General features: G+C 45.1%; 21 protein-coding genes. 13 read left to right on the top strand and 8 right to left on the bottom strand.

The window, feature by feature from the left end; translation table 11 throughout:
• Positions 1 to 23 precede the first annotated feature (23 nt).
• From NSQ57_RS15290 to NSQ57_RS15275, 4 genes are all read left to right on the top strand, one after another.
• On the top strand, positions 24 to 1,808 hold the full coding sequence (locus tag NSQ57_RS15290) for a DAK2 domain-containing protein (protein WP_029517209.1): 1,785 nt from the start codon (positions 24 to 26) through the stop codon (positions 1,806 to 1,808).
• 49 nt (positions 1,809 to 1,857) lie between these two features.
• The gene (locus NSQ57_RS15285) at positions 1,858 to 2,727 is read left to right on the top strand and encodes a DegV family protein (RefSeq protein ID WP_029517210.1); all 870 of its coding nucleotides are present in this window, start codon (positions 1,858 to 1,860) and stop codon (positions 2,725 to 2,727) included.
• Position 2,728: 1 nt separating this feature from the next.
• Entirely contained in the window at positions 2,729 to 4,777 is a 2,049-nt protein-coding gene (recG, locus tag NSQ57_RS15280) for an ATP-dependent DNA helicase RecG (RefSeq protein WP_029517211.1), read from the top strand.
• Between the two features lie 111 nt (positions 4,778 to 4,888).
• Positions 4,889 to 5,176 (top strand): stage VI sporulation protein F, encoded by a 288-nt coding sequence (locus NSQ57_RS15275; protein WP_013310877.1) that lies wholly within the window; start codon positions 4,889 to 4,891, stop codon positions 5,174 to 5,176.
• Positions 5,177 to 5,326: 150 nt separating this feature from the next.
• Here the strand turns inward: NSQ57_RS15275 and NSQ57_RS15270 are convergent, their stop codons facing one another.
• Positions 5,327 to 6,595, bottom strand: coding sequence for a DNA polymerase IV (locus NSQ57_RS15270; protein ID WP_029517212.1), 1,269 nt, complete (start codon positions 6,593 to 6,595; stop codon positions 5,327 to 5,329).
• Between the two features lie 216 nt (positions 6,596 to 6,811).
• Here NSQ57_RS15270 and NSQ57_RS15265 point away from each other — a divergent pair, with 216 nt between their 5' ends.
• On the top strand, positions 6,812 to 9,337 hold the full coding sequence (locus NSQ57_RS15265) for a transglycosylase domain-containing protein (RefSeq protein WP_342424996.1): 2,526 nt from the start codon (positions 6,812 to 6,814) through the stop codon (positions 9,335 to 9,337).
• Between the two features lie 14 nt (positions 9,338 to 9,351).
• On the opposite strand, the gene NSQ57_RS15260 is transcribed toward NSQ57_RS15265, so the two are convergent.
• The 3 genes from NSQ57_RS15260 to NSQ57_RS15250 all read right to left on the bottom strand — a co-directional run bounded on the left by NSQ57_RS15260 (position 9,352) and on the right by NSQ57_RS15250 (position 10,881).
• On the bottom strand, positions 9,352 to 9,654 hold the full coding sequence (locus NSQ57_RS15260; RefSeq protein WP_165147087.1) for a Ger(x)C family spore germination C-terminal domain-containing protein: 303 nt from the start codon (positions 9,652 to 9,654) through the stop codon (positions 9,352 to 9,354).
• 140 nt (positions 9,655 to 9,794) lie between these two features.
• Positions 9,795 to 10,331, bottom strand: a complete 537-nt coding sequence (locus NSQ57_RS15255; protein WP_342424995.1) for a spore germination protein — start codon at positions 10,329 to 10,331, stop codon at positions 9,795 to 9,797.
• 148 nt (positions 10,332 to 10,479) lie between these two features.
• Positions 10,480 to 10,881 carry a hypothetical protein gene (locus tag NSQ57_RS15250; protein ID WP_049816977.1) on the bottom strand — a complete coding sequence of 134 codons (402 nt, stop codon included), beginning with the start codon at positions 10,879 to 10,881 and terminating at the stop codon, positions 10,480 to 10,482.
• A 301-nt stretch (positions 10,882 to 11,182) separates the two neighbouring features.
• Here NSQ57_RS15250 and NSQ57_RS15245 point away from each other — a divergent pair, with 301 nt between their 5' ends.
• Positions 11,183 to 12,073 carry a DMT family transporter gene (locus NSQ57_RS15245; RefSeq protein WP_342424994.1) on the top strand — a complete coding sequence of 297 codons (891 nt, stop codon included), beginning with the start codon at positions 11,183 to 11,185 and terminating at the stop codon, positions 12,071 to 12,073.
• A gap of 460 nt (positions 12,074 to 12,533) precedes the next feature.
• On the top strand, positions 12,534 to 13,238 hold the full coding sequence (locus NSQ57_RS15240) for a YitT family protein (RefSeq protein ID WP_029517217.1): 705 nt from the start codon (positions 12,534 to 12,536) through the stop codon (positions 13,236 to 13,238).
• 113 nt (positions 13,239 to 13,351) lie between these two features.
• Here the strand turns inward: NSQ57_RS15240 and NSQ57_RS15235 are convergent, their stop codons facing one another.
• Positions 13,352 to 13,543 carry a hypothetical protein gene (locus tag NSQ57_RS15235; RefSeq protein WP_029517218.1) on the bottom strand — a complete coding sequence of 64 codons (192 nt, stop codon included), beginning with the start codon at positions 13,541 to 13,543 and terminating at the stop codon, positions 13,352 to 13,354.
• 151 nt (positions 13,544 to 13,694) lie between these two features.
• On the opposite strand from NSQ57_RS15235, the gene NSQ57_RS15230 reads away from it, so the two are divergent.
• Positions 13,695 to 14,498: a lipid II flippase Amj family protein gene (locus NSQ57_RS15230; protein WP_342424993.1), complete on the top strand. Its 804-nt coding sequence runs from the start codon at positions 13,695 to 13,697 to the stop codon at positions 14,496 to 14,498.
• 108 nt (positions 14,499 to 14,606) lie between these two features.
• On the opposite strand, the gene msrA is transcribed toward NSQ57_RS15230, so the two are convergent.
• Positions 14,607 to 15,578 (bottom strand): peptide-methionine (S)-S-oxide reductase MsrA, encoded by a 972-nt coding sequence (gene msrA, locus NSQ57_RS15225; RefSeq protein ID WP_342424992.1) that lies wholly within the window; start codon positions 15,576 to 15,578, stop codon positions 14,607 to 14,609.
• 178 nt (positions 15,579 to 15,756) lie between these two features.
• Entirely contained in the window at positions 15,757 to 16,374 is a 618-nt protein-coding gene (locus tag NSQ57_RS15220) for a TVP38/TMEM64 family protein (RefSeq protein WP_029517221.1), read from the bottom strand.
• 350 nt (positions 16,375 to 16,724) lie between these two features.
• Between NSQ57_RS15220 and NSQ57_RS15215 the strand changes: the two genes are divergently transcribed.
• From NSQ57_RS15215 to NSQ57_RS15195, 5 genes are all read left to right on the top strand, one after another.
• Positions 16,725 to 17,414 carry a TerC family protein gene (locus NSQ57_RS15215; RefSeq protein ID WP_029517222.1) on the top strand — a complete coding sequence of 230 codons (690 nt, stop codon included), beginning with the start codon at positions 16,725 to 16,727 and terminating at the stop codon, positions 17,412 to 17,414.
• A 165-nt stretch (positions 17,415 to 17,579) separates the two neighbouring features.
• Positions 17,580 to 18,524 carry a Gfo/Idh/MocA family oxidoreductase gene (locus NSQ57_RS15210; protein WP_029517223.1) on the top strand — a complete coding sequence of 315 codons (945 nt, stop codon included), beginning with the start codon at positions 17,580 to 17,582 and terminating at the stop codon, positions 18,522 to 18,524.
• Positions 18,525 to 18,596: 72 nt separating this feature from the next.
• On the top strand, positions 18,597 to 18,917 hold the full coding sequence (locus NSQ57_RS15205) for a hypothetical protein (RefSeq protein ID WP_342424991.1): 321 nt from the start codon (positions 18,597 to 18,599) through the stop codon (positions 18,915 to 18,917).
• 95 nt (positions 18,918 to 19,012) lie between these two features.
• Complete coding sequence (locus tag NSQ57_RS15200) at positions 19,013 to 19,291, top strand: hypothetical protein (RefSeq protein WP_029517224.1); 279 nt, start codon at positions 19,013 to 19,015, stop codon at positions 19,289 to 19,291.
• A gap of 318 nt (positions 19,292 to 19,609) precedes the next feature.
• Positions 19,610 to 21,094 carry an alpha-N-arabinofuranosidase gene (locus NSQ57_RS15195; RefSeq protein WP_341039559.1) on the top strand — a complete coding sequence of 495 codons (1,485 nt, stop codon included), beginning with the start codon at positions 19,610 to 19,612 and terminating at the stop codon, positions 21,092 to 21,094.
• 84 nt (positions 21,095 to 21,178) lie between these two features.
• On the opposite strand, the gene NSQ57_RS15190 is transcribed toward NSQ57_RS15195, so the two are convergent.
• On the bottom strand, positions 21,179 to 21,997 hold the full coding sequence (locus NSQ57_RS15190; RefSeq protein WP_029517226.1) for an AraC family transcriptional regulator: 819 nt from the start codon (positions 21,995 to 21,997) through the stop codon (positions 21,179 to 21,181).
• Positions 21,998 to 22,066: the final 69 nt, after the last annotated feature.

Here is a 22,066-nt window from a genome sequence, read left to right as displayed (position 1 = left end):
TTAAGCTAGGAAGGGGAATTCTCTTGAGTAATCGTTCTTTGAATGGAACAGATTTTACCGCAATGGTTTTAGCCGGGGCGGAACAATTACAGCAGCATGCGGAACATGTCAATTCACTAAATGTATTCCCGGTGCCAGACGGTGATACGGGGACCAACATGAATTTGACGATGAGCGCGGGCGTAACGGAATTAAAGAGGGGGGATTCTTCCTCCATCGGTGTCATGTCCGGCATATTATCCAAAGGTTTGCTGATGGGAGCCCGCGGCAATTCAGGGGTTATCCTGTCTCAGTTGTTTCGTGGCTTCAGCCGTTACGCTGCCCCATACGAGGAATTGAATACCCTTCAGTTCGCATCGGCATTGCAGAGCGGGGTGGATGCGGCCTACAAGGCGGTGGTTAAGCCGGTGGAGGGTACAATTCTTACCGTGGCGAAGGAAGCGGCCAGGCATGCTGTGTTTTTCTCGCGCCGGACGAACGATATCACGGAACTGATGGAAGAAGTGCTTGCCAAAGCGAAGGAAACGCTTGCCATGACGCAGGACATGCTCCCTGTACTGAAGCAAGTAGGAGTTGTAGATTCGGGTGGGCAAGGTCTTGTGTATATTTATGAAGGCTTTATGCAGCATCTTGGAAGCGGCTTGGTGACGTCTCCAATTGCAAAAAGTGATAATGCACGCCAGGTTTTTGCTCCTCACGTATCGGAGAGACCTACTGCTCCTGCAGTTGTTCCTTCCCCAGATGCGCCGATTTCTGCGCAAGCGAAGCTCGAAACGGATAATATTGAATTTTTGTATGATATGGAGTTTTTTATTAATCGACAACTGGGCGATGCGCAAGGTACCTATTTTGATGAGGAAGCCTTCCGGAAAGCGTTATCTGTAGATGGTGATTCTATTATCGTGATTTCAGACGATGACGTCATCAAGGTTCACGTGCATTCTAAGGCTCCTGGTGAAGTACTGAATTTGGCACTGCGTTACGGAGAAATTACACAGATTCGTATTTTAAATATGCGCGAGCAGCATCGTGATTTGTTGTCTGCGGGTATGGATGTTGCTCCTGAGCCTGAGTGGTTTGCTGAAATACCAACAGAGCCTGTACGTGAGGAAGAGCCGTCTGAGCCTCCCGCTCATGAACTGGCATCCTTTGGTTTTATAGCTGTGGCTTCCGGTGAAGGAATTGCTGATATTTTCAGAAGTTTAGGCGTCGATGTTGTCCTTGCTGGCGGCCAAACAATGAATCCGAGCACAGAGGACTTCGTTAATGCGGCCCGCTCGATTGCGGCTCAACATATTTTTATTCTTCCGAATAATTCCAATATTATTTTGGCGGCAGAACAAGCACGTGAACTGCTAGAGATGGAACGTTTGGTGTCGGTTATTCCGAGCAAAACAATTCCTCAGGGCATTGCGGCAGCATTTGCCTTCCAGGAGGAAGAGGCTTTTGAGGTGAATCAGGACAATATGCGTGACGCAGTCACCCGGGTGAAGTCTGGGCAAGTGACCTACGCGGTACGGGATACGACGCTTGATGATCTGCATATTACAGCAGGGCACTACATCGGTATTCAGGATTCCAAGATTGTTGCGACCGAGGAACACTTAATGGCAACGTCCCGTCTTTTGCTAGCGAAAATGCTGGTGAATGGCGATGAAATTGTTACGATTCTTACAGGTTCGGACGCGAATCAACAAGACACAGATCAGCTTGTTGCATGGATTGAAGAAAATTATGCGGATGCTGAAGTGGAAGTTCATGAAGGTGGTCAGCCGATTTATCCTTATTTGTTCTCAGTGGAAACCTGATGTGCTTTTGCGCGTCCATGGAAGTCCACTACAAAAGGAGGTCTGACTGATGAGTAGTACCATCATTTTGACGGATAGCACGGCTGATATTCCACCGGAATTAGCAGACCGTCTCGGTATAGTCGTTGTACCACTGACAGTGATGTTCGGCAGCGCAGCTTACCTGGACGGCATTGAGATGTCAGCGGCGCAGTTTTACAGCGAACTGGTACGGGCTGATGAGCTGCCTACGACTTCACAGCCTTCACCAGCCCGTTTTTTGGAGACGTACACGACACTGTTGGAGCAATACCCTGAGAGCCAGGTTATCTCTATCCATTTATCCTCGGGTGTGAGCGGAACGTATCAGTCTGCTCTGCTGGGCAAATCCATGCTGGAGAAGCATGAACATAGAGTGACTGTGGTGGATTCCAAATCAGCTTCATACGGATACGGTATGCTAGTGGTTTATGCGGCAGAGCTGGCGGCAGCTGGGCACTCCCCGGCTGATATTGTTCGGGCTGTGGAACGTCGTGGAGAGCGCCGTTGTTTGTATTTCTTGGTGGATACCCTGCAATACTTACAAAAAGGCGGACGTATTGGTAAGGCAGCGGCAATGGTGGGCACGTTGCTTAACATTAAGCCGATACTTTCGATTGACAAAGAAGGCATTATTTATTCGGTTGATAAGGCGAGAGGGCATAAAAAAGCGACAGCGAGAATTATTGAACTACTGGAGCGGGACTTAAAAGGCCAAAAAATTAATATTGCTGTGGGTCATACGGCAGATCGCTCAGCGGCAGAAGCGTTCGTGGCTCAGCTGGCAGAGCATTTTGAGCTAGGAGATCGAATATATACTGAACTTGGCGCTGTGATTGGGACCCATGTAGGGCCAGGAACGATTGGCATTTTTGTGTGGCCGGCCGGAGATGAGAGGTAATATGCTGCAATTGGATCAAATACCTTTAAAACAAATACATGGCGTGAGTGCTCTCAAAGAGGGAGAGCTTCACGCTTTTGGCATTTTTAACATACAGGATATGCTGGAATATTATCCGTTTCGGTATGAAGATTACCGACTGCGCTCGCTAAGCGAAGTGAAGGACGGAGATAAGATTACGGTACAAGCCAAAATTATGGGCATTCCAGTGCTTCAGCGTTACGGGCGCAAATCAAGGTTGACTTGTAAATTGATGGCCGAGGATTGGATGTTTACCGCAACGTGGTTTAATCGGCATTTCATGAAGGAGCAGCTAACCTCAGGTCGTGAAATTGTGGTGACTGGTAAATGGGACCTCAAACGTATGCAGATGACTGTTGCAGATTCTGAGTTTCCTGATAAAGGGGTAGCCCGCTCGGGGACACTTCAACCGGTGTACTCTATAGGCGGCAAGATCACCCAAAGCTGGATGCGAAAAATAATGAACCAGACGCTCCAGCAGTTTGGTGAAATGATCCCCGAAATATTGCCTGAGTTGCTTGTACGCAAATATAGTATGATGCCGCGCAAGCAGGCTATTGCGGGTATACACCAGCCTCAGGACAACCGCGAGGGGCAAGAGGCTCGTCGGCGGATGGTGTATGAGGAACTGTTTTTATTTCAGCTGAAAATGCTGGCATTCCGGGCGTTAAATCGCGGTCGTGCGGACGGGGTGGTACATACGGTGGATAACGCCACGATTCGTGAATTTGTAAGGGCTTTGCCTTTTGAATTAACGGATGCACAGAAGAAGGTAGAGCTTGAAATACTGCACGATCTACGCTCACCTTATTGTATGAACCGTCTGCTTCAGGGGGATGTTGGGTCAGGTAAAACAGTTGTTGCTGCCATCGGTTTATTTGCCACAGTACGTTCCGGTTTTCAGGGAGCGCTGATGGTGCCAACCGAAATATTGGCCGAGCAGCACATGCGATCGCTTCACAAGCTGTTTGAACCCTTTGGAATCAGCGTTGGTCTACTGACTGGGAGTACAACCGGGAAGAAGCGTAAGGAACTGCTAGCTGCTCTCCAAATGGGTCTGCTGGACATTGTAGTAGGCACCCATGCTCTCATTCAGGAGGATGTATATTTTCGTCAGCTTGGGCTTGTTGTAACGGATGAGCAGCATAGATTCGGAGTGAACCAGCGAAGTGTACTGCGTCGCAAAGGCTATAATCCCGATGTGCTGACGATGACGGCCACACCGATCCCTCGTACGCTGGCCATCACTGCGTTTGGCGATATGGATGTTTCTACGTTGTCAGAGCGGCCGAAGGGGCGTATTCCAATTTCCACCTATTGGGTGAAGCACGAACTGATGGATCGGGTACTTGGTTTTATTTCCCGCGAGGTAGACCAGGGACGGCAGGCTTATCTGATTTGTCCGTTGATTGAAGAGTCGGAGAAGCTAGACGTACAGAATGCCATCGATTTGCATATTCAAATGCAGCAGGCTTTTCCACATTACCGCGTTGGGCTATTACATGGACGAATGACTCCCGCAGAAAAGGAAGAAGTTATGCGTTCTTTCTATGCGAATGAAATTCAGTTGCTCGTTTCAACGACGGTTGTGGAGGTAGGGGTAGACGTTCCCAATGCGACACTAATGATCATTATGGATGCGGATCGTTTTGGACTATCCCAGTTACATCAATTACGTGGACGAGTCGGACGGGGTGCACATGCCTCGTATTGCGTATTGATCGCTGACCCTAAGTCGGAGGTTGGTCAGGAGCGGATGAAGGTTATGACCGATACGGACGATGGTTTTGAGGTGGCTAGACGCGATCTGGATTTGAGGGGGCCGGGTGACTTTTTTGGTACCAAGCAGAGTGGGCTACCCGAGTTTCGTTTAGCAGATATGGTAGCGGATTTTGAGGTGCTGGAAAAGGCGCGTGAGGATGCAACTGATCTAATCAAGGATGCGTCCTTTTGGACATCTCCGCAGTATGAAGCATTGCGCGGTTATTTGCAAAAAGAGCAGATTTTTCAGGGGGATCTCATCGACTAATCCACCATGAATTATGAGATTGTTTTAAACGTTTTAAACAGATAGGCACAATGGACAGGCTGGCCGTCATATATTTGGGAATGACCGAATGATATGGGAGGTGTGGCAACATTGAGCTATCAGCAATATGGAATCAGTCCGCAACTGGTGGAGCGGATTAAGTTGAAAATGAAGAATCGTGCGCTCAAGGAGCGGGTTAAGCAGCAGATTGAAGGTGTGACTAAAGCGGACCTGCAAAATAAAGCTAAGGTGCGTCATCTTGTGAAGTCCACTTCTGCTATTTTAAACGAGCGTTTGACGGCTGCGCAGGAGGAGCAATTGACCGCCTTCGTATTGGCACAAAAAATTGATCCGTCCAATACATTTCATCTAATCAAGCTGTGGGGAATGTTCCGTTGATTGCTATTTGAAGAGGTGCTTCAAAGCGTTCTCCATGTTTTTTTGTGAAGCACAGATAAAAAAAGGATTGCCTGATATCAGGCGATCCTTTTTGGTTTGTTTTAGTTCATTCCCCGGGCAATAGCTAGTGTGTACTTATCATGAGACTTTTTATTTGTAATGACCGCCAATTTTGATAGAGCGTTCCATGGCCTGCCCGGCATCTGTTAACGATGATGCTCGCATGATGATGGACTGACCATACCGATCCTTTAAAGTGTCCGTCACCTTTTCCAAAGCACGGGATCGCTCCTGATCCTCAAATAAATCCAACTGATATAGTTGATCATCCACCAATCCGCTTAAAGTAACCCCTGCGCGCTTCACGGGCATATGATTCCAAAAAGTATAAAAGATTTTTTTAACGGTTTCATATACTTTTTGGGTATGGTTTGTAGGATCGGGTATCTTCATTTGTCGGGAGAACCCAGTTGGTGCCTCGTAGGGACTGCATATACAATGAACAGTCACAACTGAGCCCATATATCCTTTGCGGCGGGCGTCCCGACACACCTCTTCTGTTAGTTCAAGCAGGATGGTTTCCACTTCCGCAGGCTGGAGATAGTCGCGGGGAAGAGTCATCATATGACCGATGGATTTGGGAGGTGTATTAAATGTTTCCGGCTTGACCGGGCTGTGATCGATCCCGTTAGCAGTCCGCCATATCACCTCTGCCTGAATATCGGACTGCTTGCCGAAATGAGACCGGAATCTGTCCTGTAGCCGGGGTAAGGGGGTACGTGCGATATCTCCAATGGTGTGTAGTCCAAGCTTCTCCAAATGCCGTTCCATACGCGAACCAATGCCGAACATAAGACGTACTGGCTGAGGCCACAGCAACGCTGCAATATCGGATGTAGGCAACAAGAAAATGCCACTGTCATTTTTTTTAGCCCATATATCTGTCGCGGTTTTAGCCAGCATTTTGTTGGAGCTGATGCCAATTCGAATCCATACTCCTGTTTGTGCCAGTACCTTTTGCTGAATTTCACTTGCAATACTCACCGGATCTCCGAACAGAGAGAGACTTCCGCTCATATCCAGAAACTGTTCATCAATGCTGAAAACTTCAACCAAATCCGTATATTCATTATAGATTTCTGTTATTTTTAATGAGACATCGATATAATGCTGCATACGCGGGCGTACAATGATAAGGTCAGGACATTTTTTCACCGCTTCTCCCAGACGTTCTGCTGTAGATATACCGTATTTTTTGGCCAGCGGACATGCAGCTAAAATAATGCCTGAACGAAGTGCAGGGTCACCGGCCACAACGAGTGGCTTATGTTGGTATTTGGGATCATCTGCTTTTTCGATGCTGGTATAAAAACTTTGGCAGTCCGATAAGAATATGGTTCTATTTCTGCGTTCCTTCAAAAATTCGACCTCCTCTCCTGATAGGTGTTGATCATCCTACCAAAATATTCTTGAATGTATACTCTTATAGTAGTATTATATACAGAACAAGTGTTCCTAATACAAATGTATTTTTTGGAACGTTAGAGTTTACGTAAAACCTAACATGGCGTATCATAATATCTTGAGCAAAAACAAGTGGAAATGAATGAATATTGAGGGGAGAAAACCATTTTTATGAACCCAAAACGTCGACCATCATCTCAAAAACGCAGTAGGTGGCGTATTTTTGGCAGAGTTTTGCTAATTAATATCAAGTGGTTCTCGTTTGCGGGTGTACTTGGATTGCTATTTGCTGGAGGTCTTATATCCGGCTATGTAGCGGCACTGGTTCATGATGAACCTGTACGATCACGTCAGTTGATATATGAAAAGGTAAATGAGAACGCTCTGACCAGCTTTGTATTTTTTAATGATCAGGTAACTCCGGTTGGAAGAATGCGCATGGAGGAGGATCGACAGCTCGTTGATCTGAAGGATGTCCCTCAGTCGATTGTGGACGCCCTCATTTCAACGGAAGACAGCCAATTTTATGAGCACCGTGGTGTGGATTTAAAGGGAACAGCTCGTGCCGTTAAGCAGAAGCTTTTGAATGAAAACCGCCAAACAGGCGGCAGCACACTGACGCAGCAGGTAGCCCGAAGGGTTTTTCTCAGTCTGGATAAGACGGACAGCCGCAAGGTGAAGGAAATGCTGCTAGCATTGCGTATGGAACGGTTTATGGGCAAGGATAAAATATTAACGGCTTACTTAAACAAAATGCCTTTTGGTAATGGTTCCGCTGGTTACAATTTATATGGAATCAAGTCTGCTTCGTTAGGAATTTTCAATGTAAGTGATCTACATAAGCTTCATATTGCTCAGGCGGCTTATTTGGCAGGTCTCCCGCAACTGCCATCTGTTTATTCCGCTTTTGATGGTAAAGGGAACTTTGATGAAGAAGGCTTCAATAAAGCGATGGAGCGTCAACGTGTCGTGTTGGGAAGAATGCTGGCAACAGGTAAACTTACGCTATCCGAATATAATGAGGCGCTTCAATTTGATGTGAAAGCCACTCTTGCGCCACATCGCGAAAAAAGTTATAACACATTCCCTTATTTGATGCTGGAGACAGAGCGGGAAGCGGCCCAATTGTTAGCGCTCCAGCAAAATCCGGATATCACGCCAGCCGAAATTTCCAAGCCTGAGCATGCCGAGCTTCTTCAAAATACGCGAGAAGAGTTGCAAAGGTCCGGATATCGAATTTATACAACGATAAATAAGAAAATTTATAATAATATGCGGCAGATTGCAGCCAATCCACAAAACTTTTCTCCATACAGTAAGAAGAAGGGATTAGAGCAGATTGCAGCAATCATGATTGATCATAAAACAGGGGCTGTACTTGGTATGATCGAGGGCAGAGATTTTAATACCGAGCAAATGAACTATGCAACTCAAATGACACGTCAGCCCGGTTCTGCCATGAAGCCTATTGCTGCTTATTTACCTGCTTTGGAAAAAGGCTACACTCAGCCAGCCGGTCTTATTGATGATTCACAAATCATATTGAAAGACGGACGTAAAGGTTATCATATTCCTAAAAATTATAACAGACGGTACGAGGGGCTTATGACAGCCCGTGAAGCACTCAATCGGTCAATCAACATCCCTGCGCTGAGGCTGTTCTTATATGAAGTTAAAATTCCTAACGCTTGGAATTTTGTGCGTTCTCTTGGAATTACGACCATTCAGTCGCAGGATGAACATGCACAGACAGGGGTTTTGGGTGGACTAAGTAAAGGGGTATCCGTCGAGGAACTGACCGCAGCATATGGAACGATTCCCAATATGGGTGTATATAATGCACCTCATCTGATCAGCAAAATTACGGATGCCAACGGGAAGATCGTATATGAATTTAAACCGCAGACGAGACGTGTATATTCGCAGCAAACCGCATTTTTGATGACGGATATGCTCAAAACGGTTATATCAGATCCGAGGGGAACTGGCAAACGTCTGCAAAATACTTTTAAAAGCTACGGTGCCATTGATATCGCCGGTAAAACCGGTACGACACAAAACTTTGGTGATGTGTGGTTTATGGGGTACACACCTGACGTTACACTAGGCGTCTGGGCTGGTTACCGCCAACAGGTTAATACATTATCTCAAGAAGGTCATTCCAGAGCACAGTCAGTGTGGGCACTGATCATGAATGAGGCGGTCAAGGACCAGCCTGAGCTTTTTAAGAATAAGCACTTTATACAGCCGGAAGGTGTTGTAAGAGTTACGGTTTCTAGCCTTACAGGTAAGCTACCAGGGCGTTATTCCCGTCAATCGGGTCAACTCGTGACTGACTGGTTTAATCAAAAATATGTGCCTACCGAGGTTGGAAGAGAACAGATTCCGCGTTCTGCTAGACCAGTGGTCCCATCCAAACCAGATATCAAGGAAAAAGCAGTCCCAGAGGTTGAGGTCCCTGCAATAGATCAAGAGAAAATTCCACCAGAGGAAACGGATCCTGCTGTTCCTGACGCAGACACAGAAGTAGATATGCCTGATGAGAACAACGATGTGCCATCAACAGATACTTCGCAACCTTCTGTTGAAAATGAACAGGAGACTCCTTCTGAATCGGAAAGCCAGAGTGAGACTCCAAAAAACCAATCTGACGAAGTTACTTATCCAGAAATAATATCTGATCAACCCAAAAACTAAACGACAGGAACGGTTTAGTTTAAAATGCCGTTCCCAACAATGTCTACAGTGACCTGCGGATGAAAACGAACATTGGGGTATTCTTCATTCCAATCTACACTTTTCCATACTACTGGATGATGAGCGATCAACTGTCTGTCTACGCCAAAGGCATCACATCCATTTTCCTGATTGCTTTGAGGATCATCTACAGTCTCTAGCGTTTGCGACAACACGCCTTCAGGAGTGAGATCATAAGCCGATGCATTTGCCAATCGGGCATCCTTCAAATTGTTCTGATCCCAGCAGCCTGTTATAAACATGAGTAGAGTCAGCATTCCAAGCGCTCTGCTCTTTTTTTTATGTTTCAGGTCCCTCCTTTTTTTTGAAGAGATAGGATAGAATCAGCAGCAGAAAAAGGGAACACAATTAGGGGGAAATAAGTAAAATTATTGGGCGTAGAATCAATTCCTAGTTATTATTTGATGATATGCGCCAGCTCTAATGGCAAAATAGCTGGATGAAAAGTAATCGTCGCAATGTAAATGGCAAGCAGCGTAAAAGCGATTAAAAAGCTCGTCATTCGAATCGTTCTTAGAAATGAACTAATAATCCAACGAGCGTGATAATCGTCTGGGCTTTGGTAAAATGCAGAAAAAGAGATGGGAGCTATTAGAGTAGTTGGGCTACCATCAGCCAAAATCGCAATCCGTCCCTCCATTAGATTGGCGGTCACACGATCCGGTCGTTCCGTCTGAGCTATTGAGGGAAGAGAATAAGAATTGTCCTCCTTAAATTCTTGAATAAAACCGGCAGGGAGCGCCATATCGGAGGAGATTGCTTTAATTCTCGTTTTCACTGCTTTCACCAGCTCAGGATTAGCCAAGTCTTGAACATAGACAATAACGATTTTAGTTCGGGATTTTAGATCCCACATAAAGTAGCGTACAACCAGTGACGGGGTGACAATTTGTTTGCGAATCAGATTCAGATTGATGGATAACTGCTCAAACATTTCTGCTTAATTCAACGGAAGCTGCGTCATGTCCAGCCAAGAGAGCACCTCCTTTTGGATGAGATAGGCATAATGTGTGCCAAATGGACTGAGTTTATCCATGATCTGGTGACTTATCCATTCTTGAATCACCAGATTACAAGGAGGCTTAATCTTGCGTCGGATCAATTCCTAGATAGTGTCCCAGTTTCCGCCGGACCTCGCTGCGAGCAAAGGATGAAAGCATGAAAAATCGCCTTTGATAGCCACGGCATACATACAAAACCTCTACGCCTTCATGATTTCGGATTTCGCTGTAAATTTTAATTCCTAGTGTTTTCATTCGCGCTTTTGTCTCTGCTAATTGAACAGCTACGCGCTGTTGTACTCCAGTCAGGCTACGAACATACAAATCGGGCATTTTTAGAGGAGAGGTATTTATAATACGAATGTCTCGTTCCAGCACATCCAGAACAAGAGTTAAAAGTACACACATCTTGACCAGCCCTGTGTCTTCTTCAGAAGGTAAAGGAGCTTTGCTCTTGTGGTTCAGTATCTTTTGGCTTGGCATAAAAATCTCCTTTACTCCGAGTAAGAATACAATATATAATCAGTATATAGAACGTATGTTCTATTTATACCTCATCATAGGAATTTTTCCATGGCTAAAGCAATCATCAATTATTGGAAAAGTGATGGGGAGCGATACCCATGTGCCATTATGTAAAGAATCTTACGTTTATCGCCAATGACAGTCAAACAGAGTTTATGTTAAGCTAATGGATAAAAACTTACATAAAAGGGGAGATCGTTCTGACTGCGGTCAGCCTTTACTATTTAACTTAAGAAAGTGGAGAAAGAAGGTATACATATTGTCACGTTCGTTATATGCAGCTTTATTACTGTTGAGCCTCATTTGGGGCGGTTCGTTTATGTTTATCAAGGTGTTGTTGCTACATCAGGTAGGGCCGTGGACTATTGTATTTCTCAGGTCCAGCTTTGGGCTTATTTTTATTGTCTTGTTAATGATACTTATGCGCAGGCCGTTTAAAATCAAAAGCATTCCGTGGAAATCGGTTACTCTGGTAGCTTCGGTCAACATGGTCTTGCCATGGACATTGATCGGTTTTAGCGAGACCAGAATAGCTAGCAGCATGGCTTCTGTATTGAATGCTACCACGCCCATATGGACCATGTTGGTGGGGCTTGTTTTTTTCGGAGCTATTTTTCATCGAATGCAGTGGTTAGGAATGGGTCTCGCTTTTGTAGGAATTATTATTTTATTGGGTATTAATCCTGCATCTATTATTTCTGTTGATCCTGTGGGTTTTGGGTGTATGCTGCTTGCGACTCTTTGCTACGGATTTGGAACACAGCTCTCCAAACGTTTTCTTTCCAATCTTTCCATGTATCAGGCTACCTTTGCGACACTGCTTGGTGCGGTGGTAGGGGGTGGCATTATGATGGCAATGGTGGAGAGACCTGATTTGTCGATTGTTTCTGATTCAGGTGTATTGGGTTCTCTTATAGGACTGGGAGTTTTGGGATCAGGAGTAGCATATATTTTGTTCAACTACATGATTTTGCGGGGGAGTGCGGAATTTGCTTCTTCGGTGACGTATTTTGTACCAGTAAGTGCCATTGTATGGGGCTTTTTGCTCTTGAATGAACATATCGGCTGGAACGTTCTAACCGGGCTGGTCCTTATACTTGGAGGAGTGTTTATGGCCAATCAGCGTAGAACCGCCAAATTAAGTGGATAATAATCTAAACAAAAATAAAATACGATTTGGGTTATATTAAATGTACATTCGCCAAACCTTCGGTATAATGCGTTAATTCACACATACAATAAAGCATGCTCACACATAAAATAAAATATGGTGCAGCAAAAAAGCAAGCTGTTTAGCAGGTGACAAGGTGTGGTATAATAAATTATAGAATTATATGTACCACAGAAATGTCGGAGTTTTATTCCACAAAAGAAAGGATCAGGATACCATGTGTCCCCGAAGGATACTTCCCCAAAGGACGATTTGGAAACGATTTGATCTGTCTTATACTTAGCTTTTCCGCGGAGTAACGTCAAGTTGCGAAAGCCAACTCTGCGGAAGAGGGGATTGTACATGCGAAGGACCAAGTCCTCCAGGCACATCTTACCTGGTAGTTTCCGTAAGAGTGGGTTCATCCACATCAAACTTACGAGAAACCGAGGGAGCCTGTATGAGGAAAACTTACGAATCTATCGTGAACAATGGAGCATTGAGACAGATTGCTGTCATGTTGCTCGGAACATGCATTTTAGCTTTTACGTACTATCACATTAATGCCCAAAATCATTTGTCAGAAGGCGGATTTGCAGGCTTGGCCCTGCTGGGACATTACGCGTTTGGCATATCTCCAGCATGGAGTATGTTGCTGCTTGATATTCCCGTCATATTGCTGGCATGGGTACTGAAGGGCAAAAGATTTATGCTGCTTGCGTTAATCGGAGCCGTCGCTTTTTCACTGTTTTATGCAGGATTTGAGAAGTATTCGACTCTGGTTATAGATCTACATGGAAATCTGCTGATAGCTGCTCTACTTTGTGGGGTGCTTACAGGTTTGGGAGCCGGAATCGTACTGCGATTCGGTGGAGCAACCGGGGGCGATGATATCTTATCTCTGCTGATCAGTGAGTGGCGCGGGTGGAAAATCGGCAACGTGTTTATTGTCAGTGACATCATCGTACTGGGATTATCACTATTGTATCTGCCTATGAAGGAAACAATGTTTACAATACTGGCTGTGTGGCTTGCCGGAAAAATAATTACATGGACGACCACGTTCCAACTGCACCGACCTGTGAAAAAGGTACTGCCAGCGGCTATTCCCGCTAAAAAGGTAGTTGCCAAAACAGTGCCGGTCGTCCACAGCCTTCGTCAATAAGGAAAGGGTGTTACGTTAGGAGAGAAATCTTCTTACGTAACACCCTTTCGCTGTATTCAGCTTCTATCAGGAAGGTTTTAAAGTAGACTGAATGCGTCCGTTTTATATTTTTTCTACTGTTTCTCATCTTGCTCGGCTGGATGATTATCGTTCCATTCCTCGGCTTGGGAAGTGGCAATCGCAATCGAGCGACCTTCTTCATAGCCGTCACGGAGTAGAGCGTTAGCAATATCAACGGCTTTTTCTCGCACACGAGGTTCCAGGTTTTTCATGGATGGAGGGTAATCATGTTTGTTCCAAGGCATAGTTGCACACTCCTTATAGCAGATGATGTACTATGTATTACCCGTTGTAGGATTAAACAAACGGAAATCAAAGAAATGAATATATTGTAAAATGTATCTTGAGAAAAAGCGTATAATGGTGTGCAGAATACCAGAAAAAGGAGTGAAGCATTTGCTTACCTGGGGTTTTGTTTTTTTGCTGACTATCATCATTCATACTACAGATAGCTTGTCCTATGCTCTGCGGCTTGGTGGTTTGCGAGCGCGTCGGATTGGATTAGCGTTAACCGTTGCGGGAATGCTGCTGTTGGTTTCACGCACCTCTAACATGGCGCAGGGGCCTTTACTCGGAGGGATGGTCGATCAGGCTAAAGCTGCAGCACAAGTGGGCGGAACGGATATTAGACTGGAACTATATATGCATGGGGTACTGCTGGCAGCAACCGTTGGAACCATACTTGCTATATTACTGTATCCAACAGTGGTACGCATGTCAGCCAGATGGATTGTGCATTTGGAGCATACCGGATCTATTCCGGCTTTGGTGCGTCATTTAATGCTGCGAAGTCGCTGGAAACATGCAGGCTACTACATAAAACGTCCCACCTGGTCTATGCTTACTTCATTGATTAGCGGAGCGATACCCAAACGTCTAATTATTCTGAATATAACCGTTACTGCGATTTATACAACAGGAGTAGTATCTGCTTTATATGCTTCATTCCTGTGGCCTGCACAAGGTACAGCAATGTCAATGTCGTCAGGTCTAATCAATGGCGTTGCAACGGTATTATTGACCTTGTTAATTGATCCAAGATTGGCGGTACTGTCGGAGAAAACGCTACGAGGGGAGCTACCCTTAACTCGGATGAACAGTATGTACGGCTGGATGATCATGTCGCGTTTGGCAGGTACTTTATTAGCTCAGCTATTGCTAGTACCGCTAGCAATTTGGCTTGGATGGGTAATGAGTTAATTGCTAGCTTTCGTAATGATGTGCTGCTGCCATATCCCAAAAAAGGGCTGACCCGTGATCATCTATTAAAGATAGATCGCGGGTCAGCTCCAATGATTTTATGGTTACTTACTGTTCAAATAATGACTTATATGCTCCGTATCCTTCACGTTCCAAGTCTGCTTGAGGCACGAAGCGGAGCGCGGCGGAATTGATGCAATAACGCAGACCATCTGGACCAGGACCATCATCGAATACATGCCCTAAATGGGAGTCAGCTTCGCGACTTCGCACCTCGGTACGGATCATAAAATGGCTGAGATCGGTTTTTTCTTTGACATTATAGCTGCGCAGCGGACGGGTAAAGCTGGGCCAACCGCAACCTGCATCATATTTGTCCAATGAACTGAACAAGGGCTCTCCTGATACGATATCTACGTAAATGCCTTCACCCTCATGATCCCAAAACTCATTTTGAAAAGGGCGCTCGGTCGCGTTTTTTTGAGTTACTTCGTATTGAATAGGCGTGAGCCGATCTTTAAGATCGGATTTATCAATCTTGTCAGACCAATTTTGTTCGATAAAATCCTCACGTCCCGAACCTTTGCGGTAGCGTTTGTAATGAGCGGGGTTTTTCTTATGGTAGTCCTGATGATATTCTTCTGCTTCATAAAAAGTGGTCGCAGGCAGGATCGGTGTAGCAATGGGCTTGTCGAAGCGGTCACTTTGAGCCAAAGCTTCTTTAGAAGCTTCTGCCTTGATTCGCTGCTCTTCATTATGATAGAAAATAACCGTTTGGTAAGATGAACCTCTATCGTGAAACTGTCCACCTTCATCCGTCGGATCAATCTGCTGCCAGAATAGCTCCAACAGTTTTTCATACGGGAAAACTTGTGGATCAAATGTAATCTGTACGGCTTCCACATGCCCCGTTGTTTCAGAGCATACCTCTTCATAGGTAGGATTTTCGGTATGTCCCCCTGTGTATCCAGATCTAACCTTCAAAATACCGGGTAATTCCTCAAAAGGGGAAACCATGCACCAGAAGCAGCCACCTGCAAAAGTTGCTTTTTCTACCGTGTGTGGATTGTTGGTGCTCATATTTGTCACTCCAATCTGAGAATGTTTAATTAGTTGTTATTTAAATAGCTTACAATTAAATTATATACGAGATTTTTGCAAAATCCAACGAAACGTCAGAAACCAAACGGCAGTGTAACTGGCTCTGTCCCCAAAATCGCCATGAAACATCCTACAGAAACGGTAGCAAACTGTCGCATTAAATTCTATTGATGCGTTGAAGCCTTTTTCGGTAGAGTATAAAGCCGCCGCCCACCAATGCAGTATATAGCACCAAAATGAGCAAACCAGTGATTGGGTGTTCTGCAAAGGTGCCGCCAGCATAAGCATACACCGCAATTGCGGGAAGCTTGCCAATAGCTGTACCTAGGATAAAGCTCCAGAACGGAAACCCCGCTACTCCAGCGTATACATTTACCGCTGCCTGGGGGATGACCGGAATCAGGCGAGCCAGCAGAACAGCAGCAAAAGGCTCCCTTTCCATGACCCGATTGAAGCGCTCCAATGCAGGAACCCGCTTCAAATAGGCTCGTCCTTTGTCACGAAACAGGGTACGTACTGCAATGAAAACGACCAGTGCAGCCATGGTAGTGCCTAGCCAGCAAATCAGAGCACCTTGCCAAGGACCTGCGGCATAAGCAATAGAAGCGATAATCAGCTTGTAAGGCACAAACGGTATTAACGCGAATAAAAATGCGAGCAGTAGCAGAACTGGAAAGGAGGTTTGCTTGTCCGCCCAGGCGAGCCAATCATATCTGTAGATAAACGCGATGCAAAGCAGCGAAACATAAGCAGCGGCAAGTAGCCATTTTTTCATTTACATACCTCTTTCAATATCCCTGTACGGCTTATCGCTTATACAGAAAAAAATAGGGTTCACATTCCTAATAATGTGTGCTATACTGCCACTAATAGAATAGTTCCCAAAGGGGAGTAGCTCAACGAGTAAAGTCGTCATTACGGGATTTTTAATCCCCGGCTTTATTGGCAACGTAATGTTGTAAGCGAGACCTTTGCCAGGATTTTAGGAATCCGGGTAAATGGTCTTTTTTTGATGCCAAATTTGGGTCAGCGCCGTTTCCGGATTCCGTGAAATGGCGCTTTTTTAGTATAAAGCGCTGAACTATGTACAGTATAACAAATAAATAAAAAAGGTGGGAGAAACGTATGGATTTGTTGTCAATTGAGTTTTTAACCGCATTAGTATCCATCATTATCATTGATCTGGTGCTAGCTGGTGACAATGCAATCGTAATCGGTTTGGCGGCTCGCAATGTTGATAAGGCCAATCAAAAGAAGGTCATTATTTGGGGGACGGTCGGAGCGGTCATCATTCGTGTGATTGCTACGGTGCTGGTCACGTATTTATTGCAAATTTATGGATTGCGTTTGATTGGGGGACTCGCACTTATCTATATCGCCTATAAGCTACTGGTCGAAGAGAAGAAGCATGAAATTTCAGCCACGAATCAAATGTGGGCAGCGATCCGCACCATTATTATCGCGGATACGATGATGGGGCTCGACAATGTACTTGCTGTAGCGGGCGCAGCTCATGGAAATATGCTACTCGTTATATTGGGTCTTGCAATCTCTGTTCCAATCATGGTGTGGGGAAGTACGATTATCTTGAAGCTGACAGAACGTTACCCAGTAGTTATTACGATTGGGGCTGCTGTACTTGCTTATACTGCTGCCAAAATGGTGGTGGCGGAACCGTTGATTGCACACTGGTTTATGAACGGGGTCGTTAAATACGGCTTTGAGGTTCTGGTTGTGGTTCTGGTTGTAGCCATTGGGATGCGTGTTAAAAAAATCAAAAGTGAAAAAACAAGAAAGCAAGTGCAGCACGCCTAAGCTAACTTACATTGAGGTAAACTTAGCTGAAGCTGAATGTTCATGCCATAGAGGCTGTTCCGTTATTGTCCAACTGGACCCGGAGCAGTCTCTTTTCTTTACTTGTCAGCAGACTTCCATGTAAACTAGACAACAGATGAATGAGTGATTAGAGGTGGGAATGATATGGACAAGCAAACGAAGACAAGGGTAGCCATTGCGGGACTGGGTGGTATTGCTCGTAAAGTATATTTGCCGTTACTGGCTGCACACCAAGGTGTAGACATTGTAGGTGTCATGAACCGTTCACAGGAGCCGGTAAGTTCCGTCATGGAGCAATATAGGTTGCCTAGAGGAACGACAGATGTGAAGGAGATGCTGGCATGGGAACCGGAAGCTGTATTTATACATGCCGCGACCGAAGCTCATTTTGATCTGGTTATGGCGTGTATTGAAAAAGGGATTGCCGTGTATGTGGATAAACCGTTGTCCTATGATGTTCGTCAGAATCTGGAAATGACCGCTTTTGCGGAAGCACAGGCCGTGCTGCTGGCGGTGGGATTTAATCGGCGTTTTGCCCCGCATTATGTTGCTGCTAAGGCTTGGTTAGAGGAAGCGGGTGGATTCAGTCAATGTGCGGCTATTAAACATCGTACTGGATATGATCGAAGACCGGCGGCACAGACGGTTTATGATGATTTAATTCATATGCTTGACTTGCTTTTGTGGCTGGGTGGCGATGATTATGAACTGCTGCATAGTAGTCTGAATACGACGAGTGAAGGATATATGGATGCTGCGTTCGGGACTGTACGTTTGGGAAATGCCACCGGAAGCTACAGTATGAGTAGACAGGCAGGAGCTGACATAGAAAAACTGGAGCTTCACGGGGCAGGACGGTCTGTTGAAGTAACAAATATGGAACAGGCTGTTTTTATGCAAAAAAATCATTCACCATTAACGCAAGCTTTTGGAAGCTGGGATACGATTTTGGAAAGACGAGGATTCACAGGAGTCGTGAATCATTTTCTGGAGCATATTCATCGTCCGGAGGAGTGTGCTGTACGAGCTGGAAAAGTATTGGAAAGCCATATGCTGGCTGACGAACTGATCAACCGTTTGAGTGATTAATATGGAACGTCCGAACATGATCTTAACAGTCCAGACAGACATCAAGAATTAGGTTGAAGGAGAAATGAATGAATGGAAGAAGATAATCGTGGTAAACAGCTAGAAGAAGCCATCATCGAAAATTATAAGCAAGAAGAAGATATGATGATTCTTGTATTTGCGCAATGGTGTATCAATCACGGGTTGGAGCCAGAGGAATTATATCGTGTAGCGTATCCGCATCAGGATAGCAACGAGCGTCTGCTACGAGTACGCAAATTGACTGTATCGCGTGAAGAAGCGGGTGATATTCCGCTGGATACAGTATTAGGGGTACTATCCATGTTCGGAAATGAGGACTTGGCGATGGTCGTATCCGAGGCGGCTGCCAGCCTTACGTCGGAATGGAAATAGGGATAGCCAGAATAAAGGATATACTGTTATCATTTATGGCATCATGGACTCACTATATTTACTTAAGACATTGTTGATGGGGAGGTAAGCTGACGATGGAAGATATACCTGTGCCAAGCACCTGCAAAGGTTGTGAAAGAGATATCTCGATATCGGAAGAGCAAATTACCAGAATTCTAACCAACATGAGACCCAAAATGGAATGTGTAAATGATGAAGTGTACGAAGCCAGACTGTTGGCCTGCTCACAATGTGAAGAGTTAATGTCCGGACATACGTGTGGTATCAGCGGAAGTATTGTTCGTGTACGTGCTTTGGCGGCAGCTCAAAATTGTCCCAGTTACCATGGTTCACGGTGGATAGGAACAGCCTAAAAGATACAATGCTCAGGCTCGGCTGAACCTGGATTACGTGTTAAAGTAATCATACCTTGGTCTGCCTTAATGGCAGGCTTTTTGGTTTGATTGGATCTTTTCTTAAAGATTGACAAAAAGTAGACAATAAAATATATTAAACACGTGAAATATTTTTATTTAATTATTAATAACTATATTAATGTTCGCTAGATGTGATGATGCGTAAAAATTAAAATCGAAAGAAGCTCGGTGGAATGAGTGATATTTACACCAAAATGAAAGCGTAAACATTTATGCGGATGTTCCAACAATCTTAATATTTTGGGAGGGTTTGTTGTGAAGGGTTCTATTGTTGTTAATACCGATTGGAAACAAGGCATTATTAATAAAAACATTTATGGACAATTTGCTGAGCATCTTGGACGTTGCATTTATGAAGGCATATGGGTTGGAGAGGACTCACCGATTCCGAACACAAACGGAATTCGTAATGATGTGGTGGAAGCGCTGAAAAAGCTGAATATTCCTGTGCTGCGCTGGCCGGGAGGCTGTTTTGCCGATGAATATCATTGGAAAGATGGTATCGGACCCAAAGGAAATCGTAAGAGAATGGTAAATACGCATTGGGGCGGTGTGGTTGAAAATAATCATTTTGGCACACATGAGTTTTTTCAATTGTGCGAGCTGTTAGATGCAGAGCCTTATATTTGTGGAAATGTCGGCAGTGGTACAGTTCAGGAAATGTCGGAATGGGTAGAGTACATGACCTTCGATGGAGAGTCCCCAATGGCTGCATGGCGTCAGGAAAACGGTCGTGAGAAACCATGGAAGCTCAAATATTTTGGAGTGGGTAACGAAAACTGGGGTTGTGGCGGTAACATGCGCCCAGAATATTATGCCGATCTGTATCGCCGCTATCAGACATATGTCCGTAACTATGGCGAGAACCGCATTTATCGGATTGCAGGTGGGGCGAATGTGGACGATTATCGTTGGACCGAAGTGTTGATGCGTGAAGCTGGGCATCTTATGGACGGTTTGAGCCTGCATAACTATACGATCCCGGGAAACTGGGAAGGGAAACGGCAAGCACTCGGCTTTGATGAAGCGGAATGGTTCGAGACGATGAAAAAATCACTGCACATGGATGAATTGATTACTCGTCATTCTGCTATTATGGACCAATATGATCCTGACAAAAGGGTCGGACTGATTGTCGATGAATGGGGAACTTGGTTCCTGACTGAGCCAGGGACCAATCCGGGCTTCCTGTATCAGCAAAATACGATGCGCGATGCGCTGGTAGCTGGGCTGCATCTACACATTTTCCATAATCACCATGACCGAGTACAGATGACGAATATTGCTCAAATGGTCAATGTTTTACAAGCAATGGTTCTGACCGAAGGTCCTGCTATGCTGTTGACGCCGACATACCATATATTTGAAATGTTTAAGGTGCATCAGGATGCGCAAGCACTGGCTGTTCATGTAAAGGTAGGCGATTATGAATATGACGGGGATTCCATCCCGCAAGTAAGCGTGTCCGCCTCCAAGGCGCAGGATGGTAATATTCATATCAGCTTTTGCAACGTCCATCCGGGCGTGTCGGCAAACTTGAATTTGGAGCTAAGAGGACTGGAAGAGGTTAAAAAGATCAGTGGTGTTGTCCTTGCCAACGACGATATGCAGGCACATAATACGTTTGATCAGCCAGAGCGTGTGAAAAAGGAAGCTTTCACATCCTATCAGCTTCAAGGTCAGCATTTGGATGTTACACTGCCACCAATGTCAGTAGTGATGCTGACAATTGCTCCGTAAAAAAGCTGGGTCGTGGTATGTAAGCAGCATCCACTATTATTGGTTATGAACAAAGAGAGCGTTCAGGTGAACGCTCTCTTTGTCCTACAATTGCTCGCGGTGAATCACCCTGAATTCCTTAGGCGACATACCGAAGCGGGAACGAAATACACGGTGAAAATACGTGTAATTTGCAAATCCTGACGATTCGGCGGCTTGTTCCAGTGACATGGGACTGAAAATGATTCGTTCTCTCGCCATGTTAAGCCTGATGTCCAGCGTGTACTGCATAATGCTCGTATCAAATGTTTCCTTAAACAGATGCACTGCTCGGGATACGCTGATACCGACGTGTGAAGACACGTCATCTAGCTTGAAGTTAGAGGATGCATTTTCTTCAATATAATTTTTAATCTGATACGCAAGATAGTTATGATGAGTAGCGATAGGATGATCGGATAGCATACGGTCAAACTCCAAACATAAAATGCGTATGTAATAACTTGATATTTCCGGGTAAGGATTAGAAATACGTCGTTGCTCCATCACAAGCTGACGAAATAGGCCAAGCAGGGCTTCTGTGAGCTGAACCTTAATTCTGTTGGGTCGTTTATGATGGTTCCACCACTCATCTACCCAGGAACCACCGAAAAAAATGTGATAATCTCCGCTTTCCACGACCAGCTCTCCCATGGGATTCAACTCACTATGAATATCCAGTTCATAAGGCTCGGTAGGATTGAATAACAGTAGGTCACCTGCCTCAATCCGTGTCATTTCCCCGTTAATGCGGGCTTGGCAACGTCCATCTGTTTGCAAACGGAATAAATAATTTTTGATCCCCTCAGGCTGGTTCGAATAAAAGGGCTTTCGATGGAAGGAATAGCCTGCGGTAAGAACCTGACAAGGCTCGACGATAGACATGATGATGACTCCTTTGGGCATATGGCTGTTTCAAATATTGACCAGATTGTTCATGTTTTAATCATATTA

The sequence above is a fragment of the Paenibacillus sp. FSL L8-0502 genome (genome assembly GCF_038593055.1).
Classification (GTDB): Bacteria; Bacillota; Bacilli; order Paenibacillales; family Paenibacillaceae; genus Paenibacillus; species Paenibacillus polymyxa_D.
Note: the sequence above shows the minus strand (reverse complement) of the source record. Positions and strands in the feature narration are given on the sequence as shown.

Bases quoted from the DNA above. Each gene is read 5' to 3' on its own strand.
- NSQ57_RS15285 (WP_029517210.1), top strand. From the start codon at position 1,858: ATGAGTAGTACCATCATTTTGACGGATAGCACGGCTGATATTCCACCG.
- recG (WP_029517211.1), top strand. From the start codon at position 2,729: ATGCTGCAATTGGATCAAATACCTTTAAAACAAATACATGGCGTGAGT.
- NSQ57_RS15265 (WP_342424996.1), top strand. From the start codon at position 6,812: ATGAACCCAAAACGTCGACCATCATCTCAAAAACGCAGTAGGTGGCGT.
- NSQ57_RS15260 (WP_165147087.1), bottom strand. From the start codon at position 9,654: ATGCTGACTCTACTCATGTTTATAACAGGCTGCTGGGATCAGAACAAT.
- NSQ57_RS15255 (WP_342424995.1), bottom strand. From the start codon at position 10,331: ATGTTTGAGCAGTTATCCATCAATCTGAATCTGATTCGCAAACAAATT.
- NSQ57_RS15250 (WP_049816977.1), bottom strand. From the start codon at position 10,881: ATGCCAAGCCAAAAGATACTGAACCACAAGAGCAAAGCTCCTTTACCT.
- NSQ57_RS15240 (WP_029517217.1), top strand. From the start codon at position 12,534: ATGAGGAAAACTTACGAATCTATCGTGAACAATGGAGCATTGAGACAG.
- NSQ57_RS15235 (WP_029517218.1), bottom strand. From the start codon at position 13,543: ATGCCTTGGAACAAACATGATTACCCTCCATCCATGAAAAACCTGGAA.
- msrA (WP_342424992.1), bottom strand. From the start codon at position 15,578: ATGAGCACCAACAATCCACACACGGTAGAAAAAGCAACTTTTGCAGGT.
- NSQ57_RS15220 (WP_029517221.1), bottom strand. From the start codon at position 16,374: ATGAAAAAATGGCTACTTGCCGCTGCTTATGTTTCGCTGCTTTGCATC.
- NSQ57_RS15215 (WP_029517222.1), top strand. From the start codon at position 16,725: ATGGATTTGTTGTCAATTGAGTTTTTAACCGCATTAGTATCCATCATT.
- NSQ57_RS15210 (WP_029517223.1), top strand. From the start codon at position 17,580: ATGGACAAGCAAACGAAGACAAGGGTAGCCATTGCGGGACTGGGTGGT.
- NSQ57_RS15205 (WP_342424991.1), top strand. From the start codon at position 18,597: ATGGAAGAAGATAATCGTGGTAAACAGCTAGAAGAAGCCATCATCGAA.
- NSQ57_RS15200 (WP_029517224.1), top strand. From the start codon at position 19,013: ATGGAAGATATACCTGTGCCAAGCACCTGCAAAGGTTGTGAAAGAGAT.
- NSQ57_RS15190 (WP_029517226.1), bottom strand. From the start codon at position 21,997: ATGTCTATCGTCGAGCCTTGTCAGGTTCTTACCGCAGGCTATTCCTTC.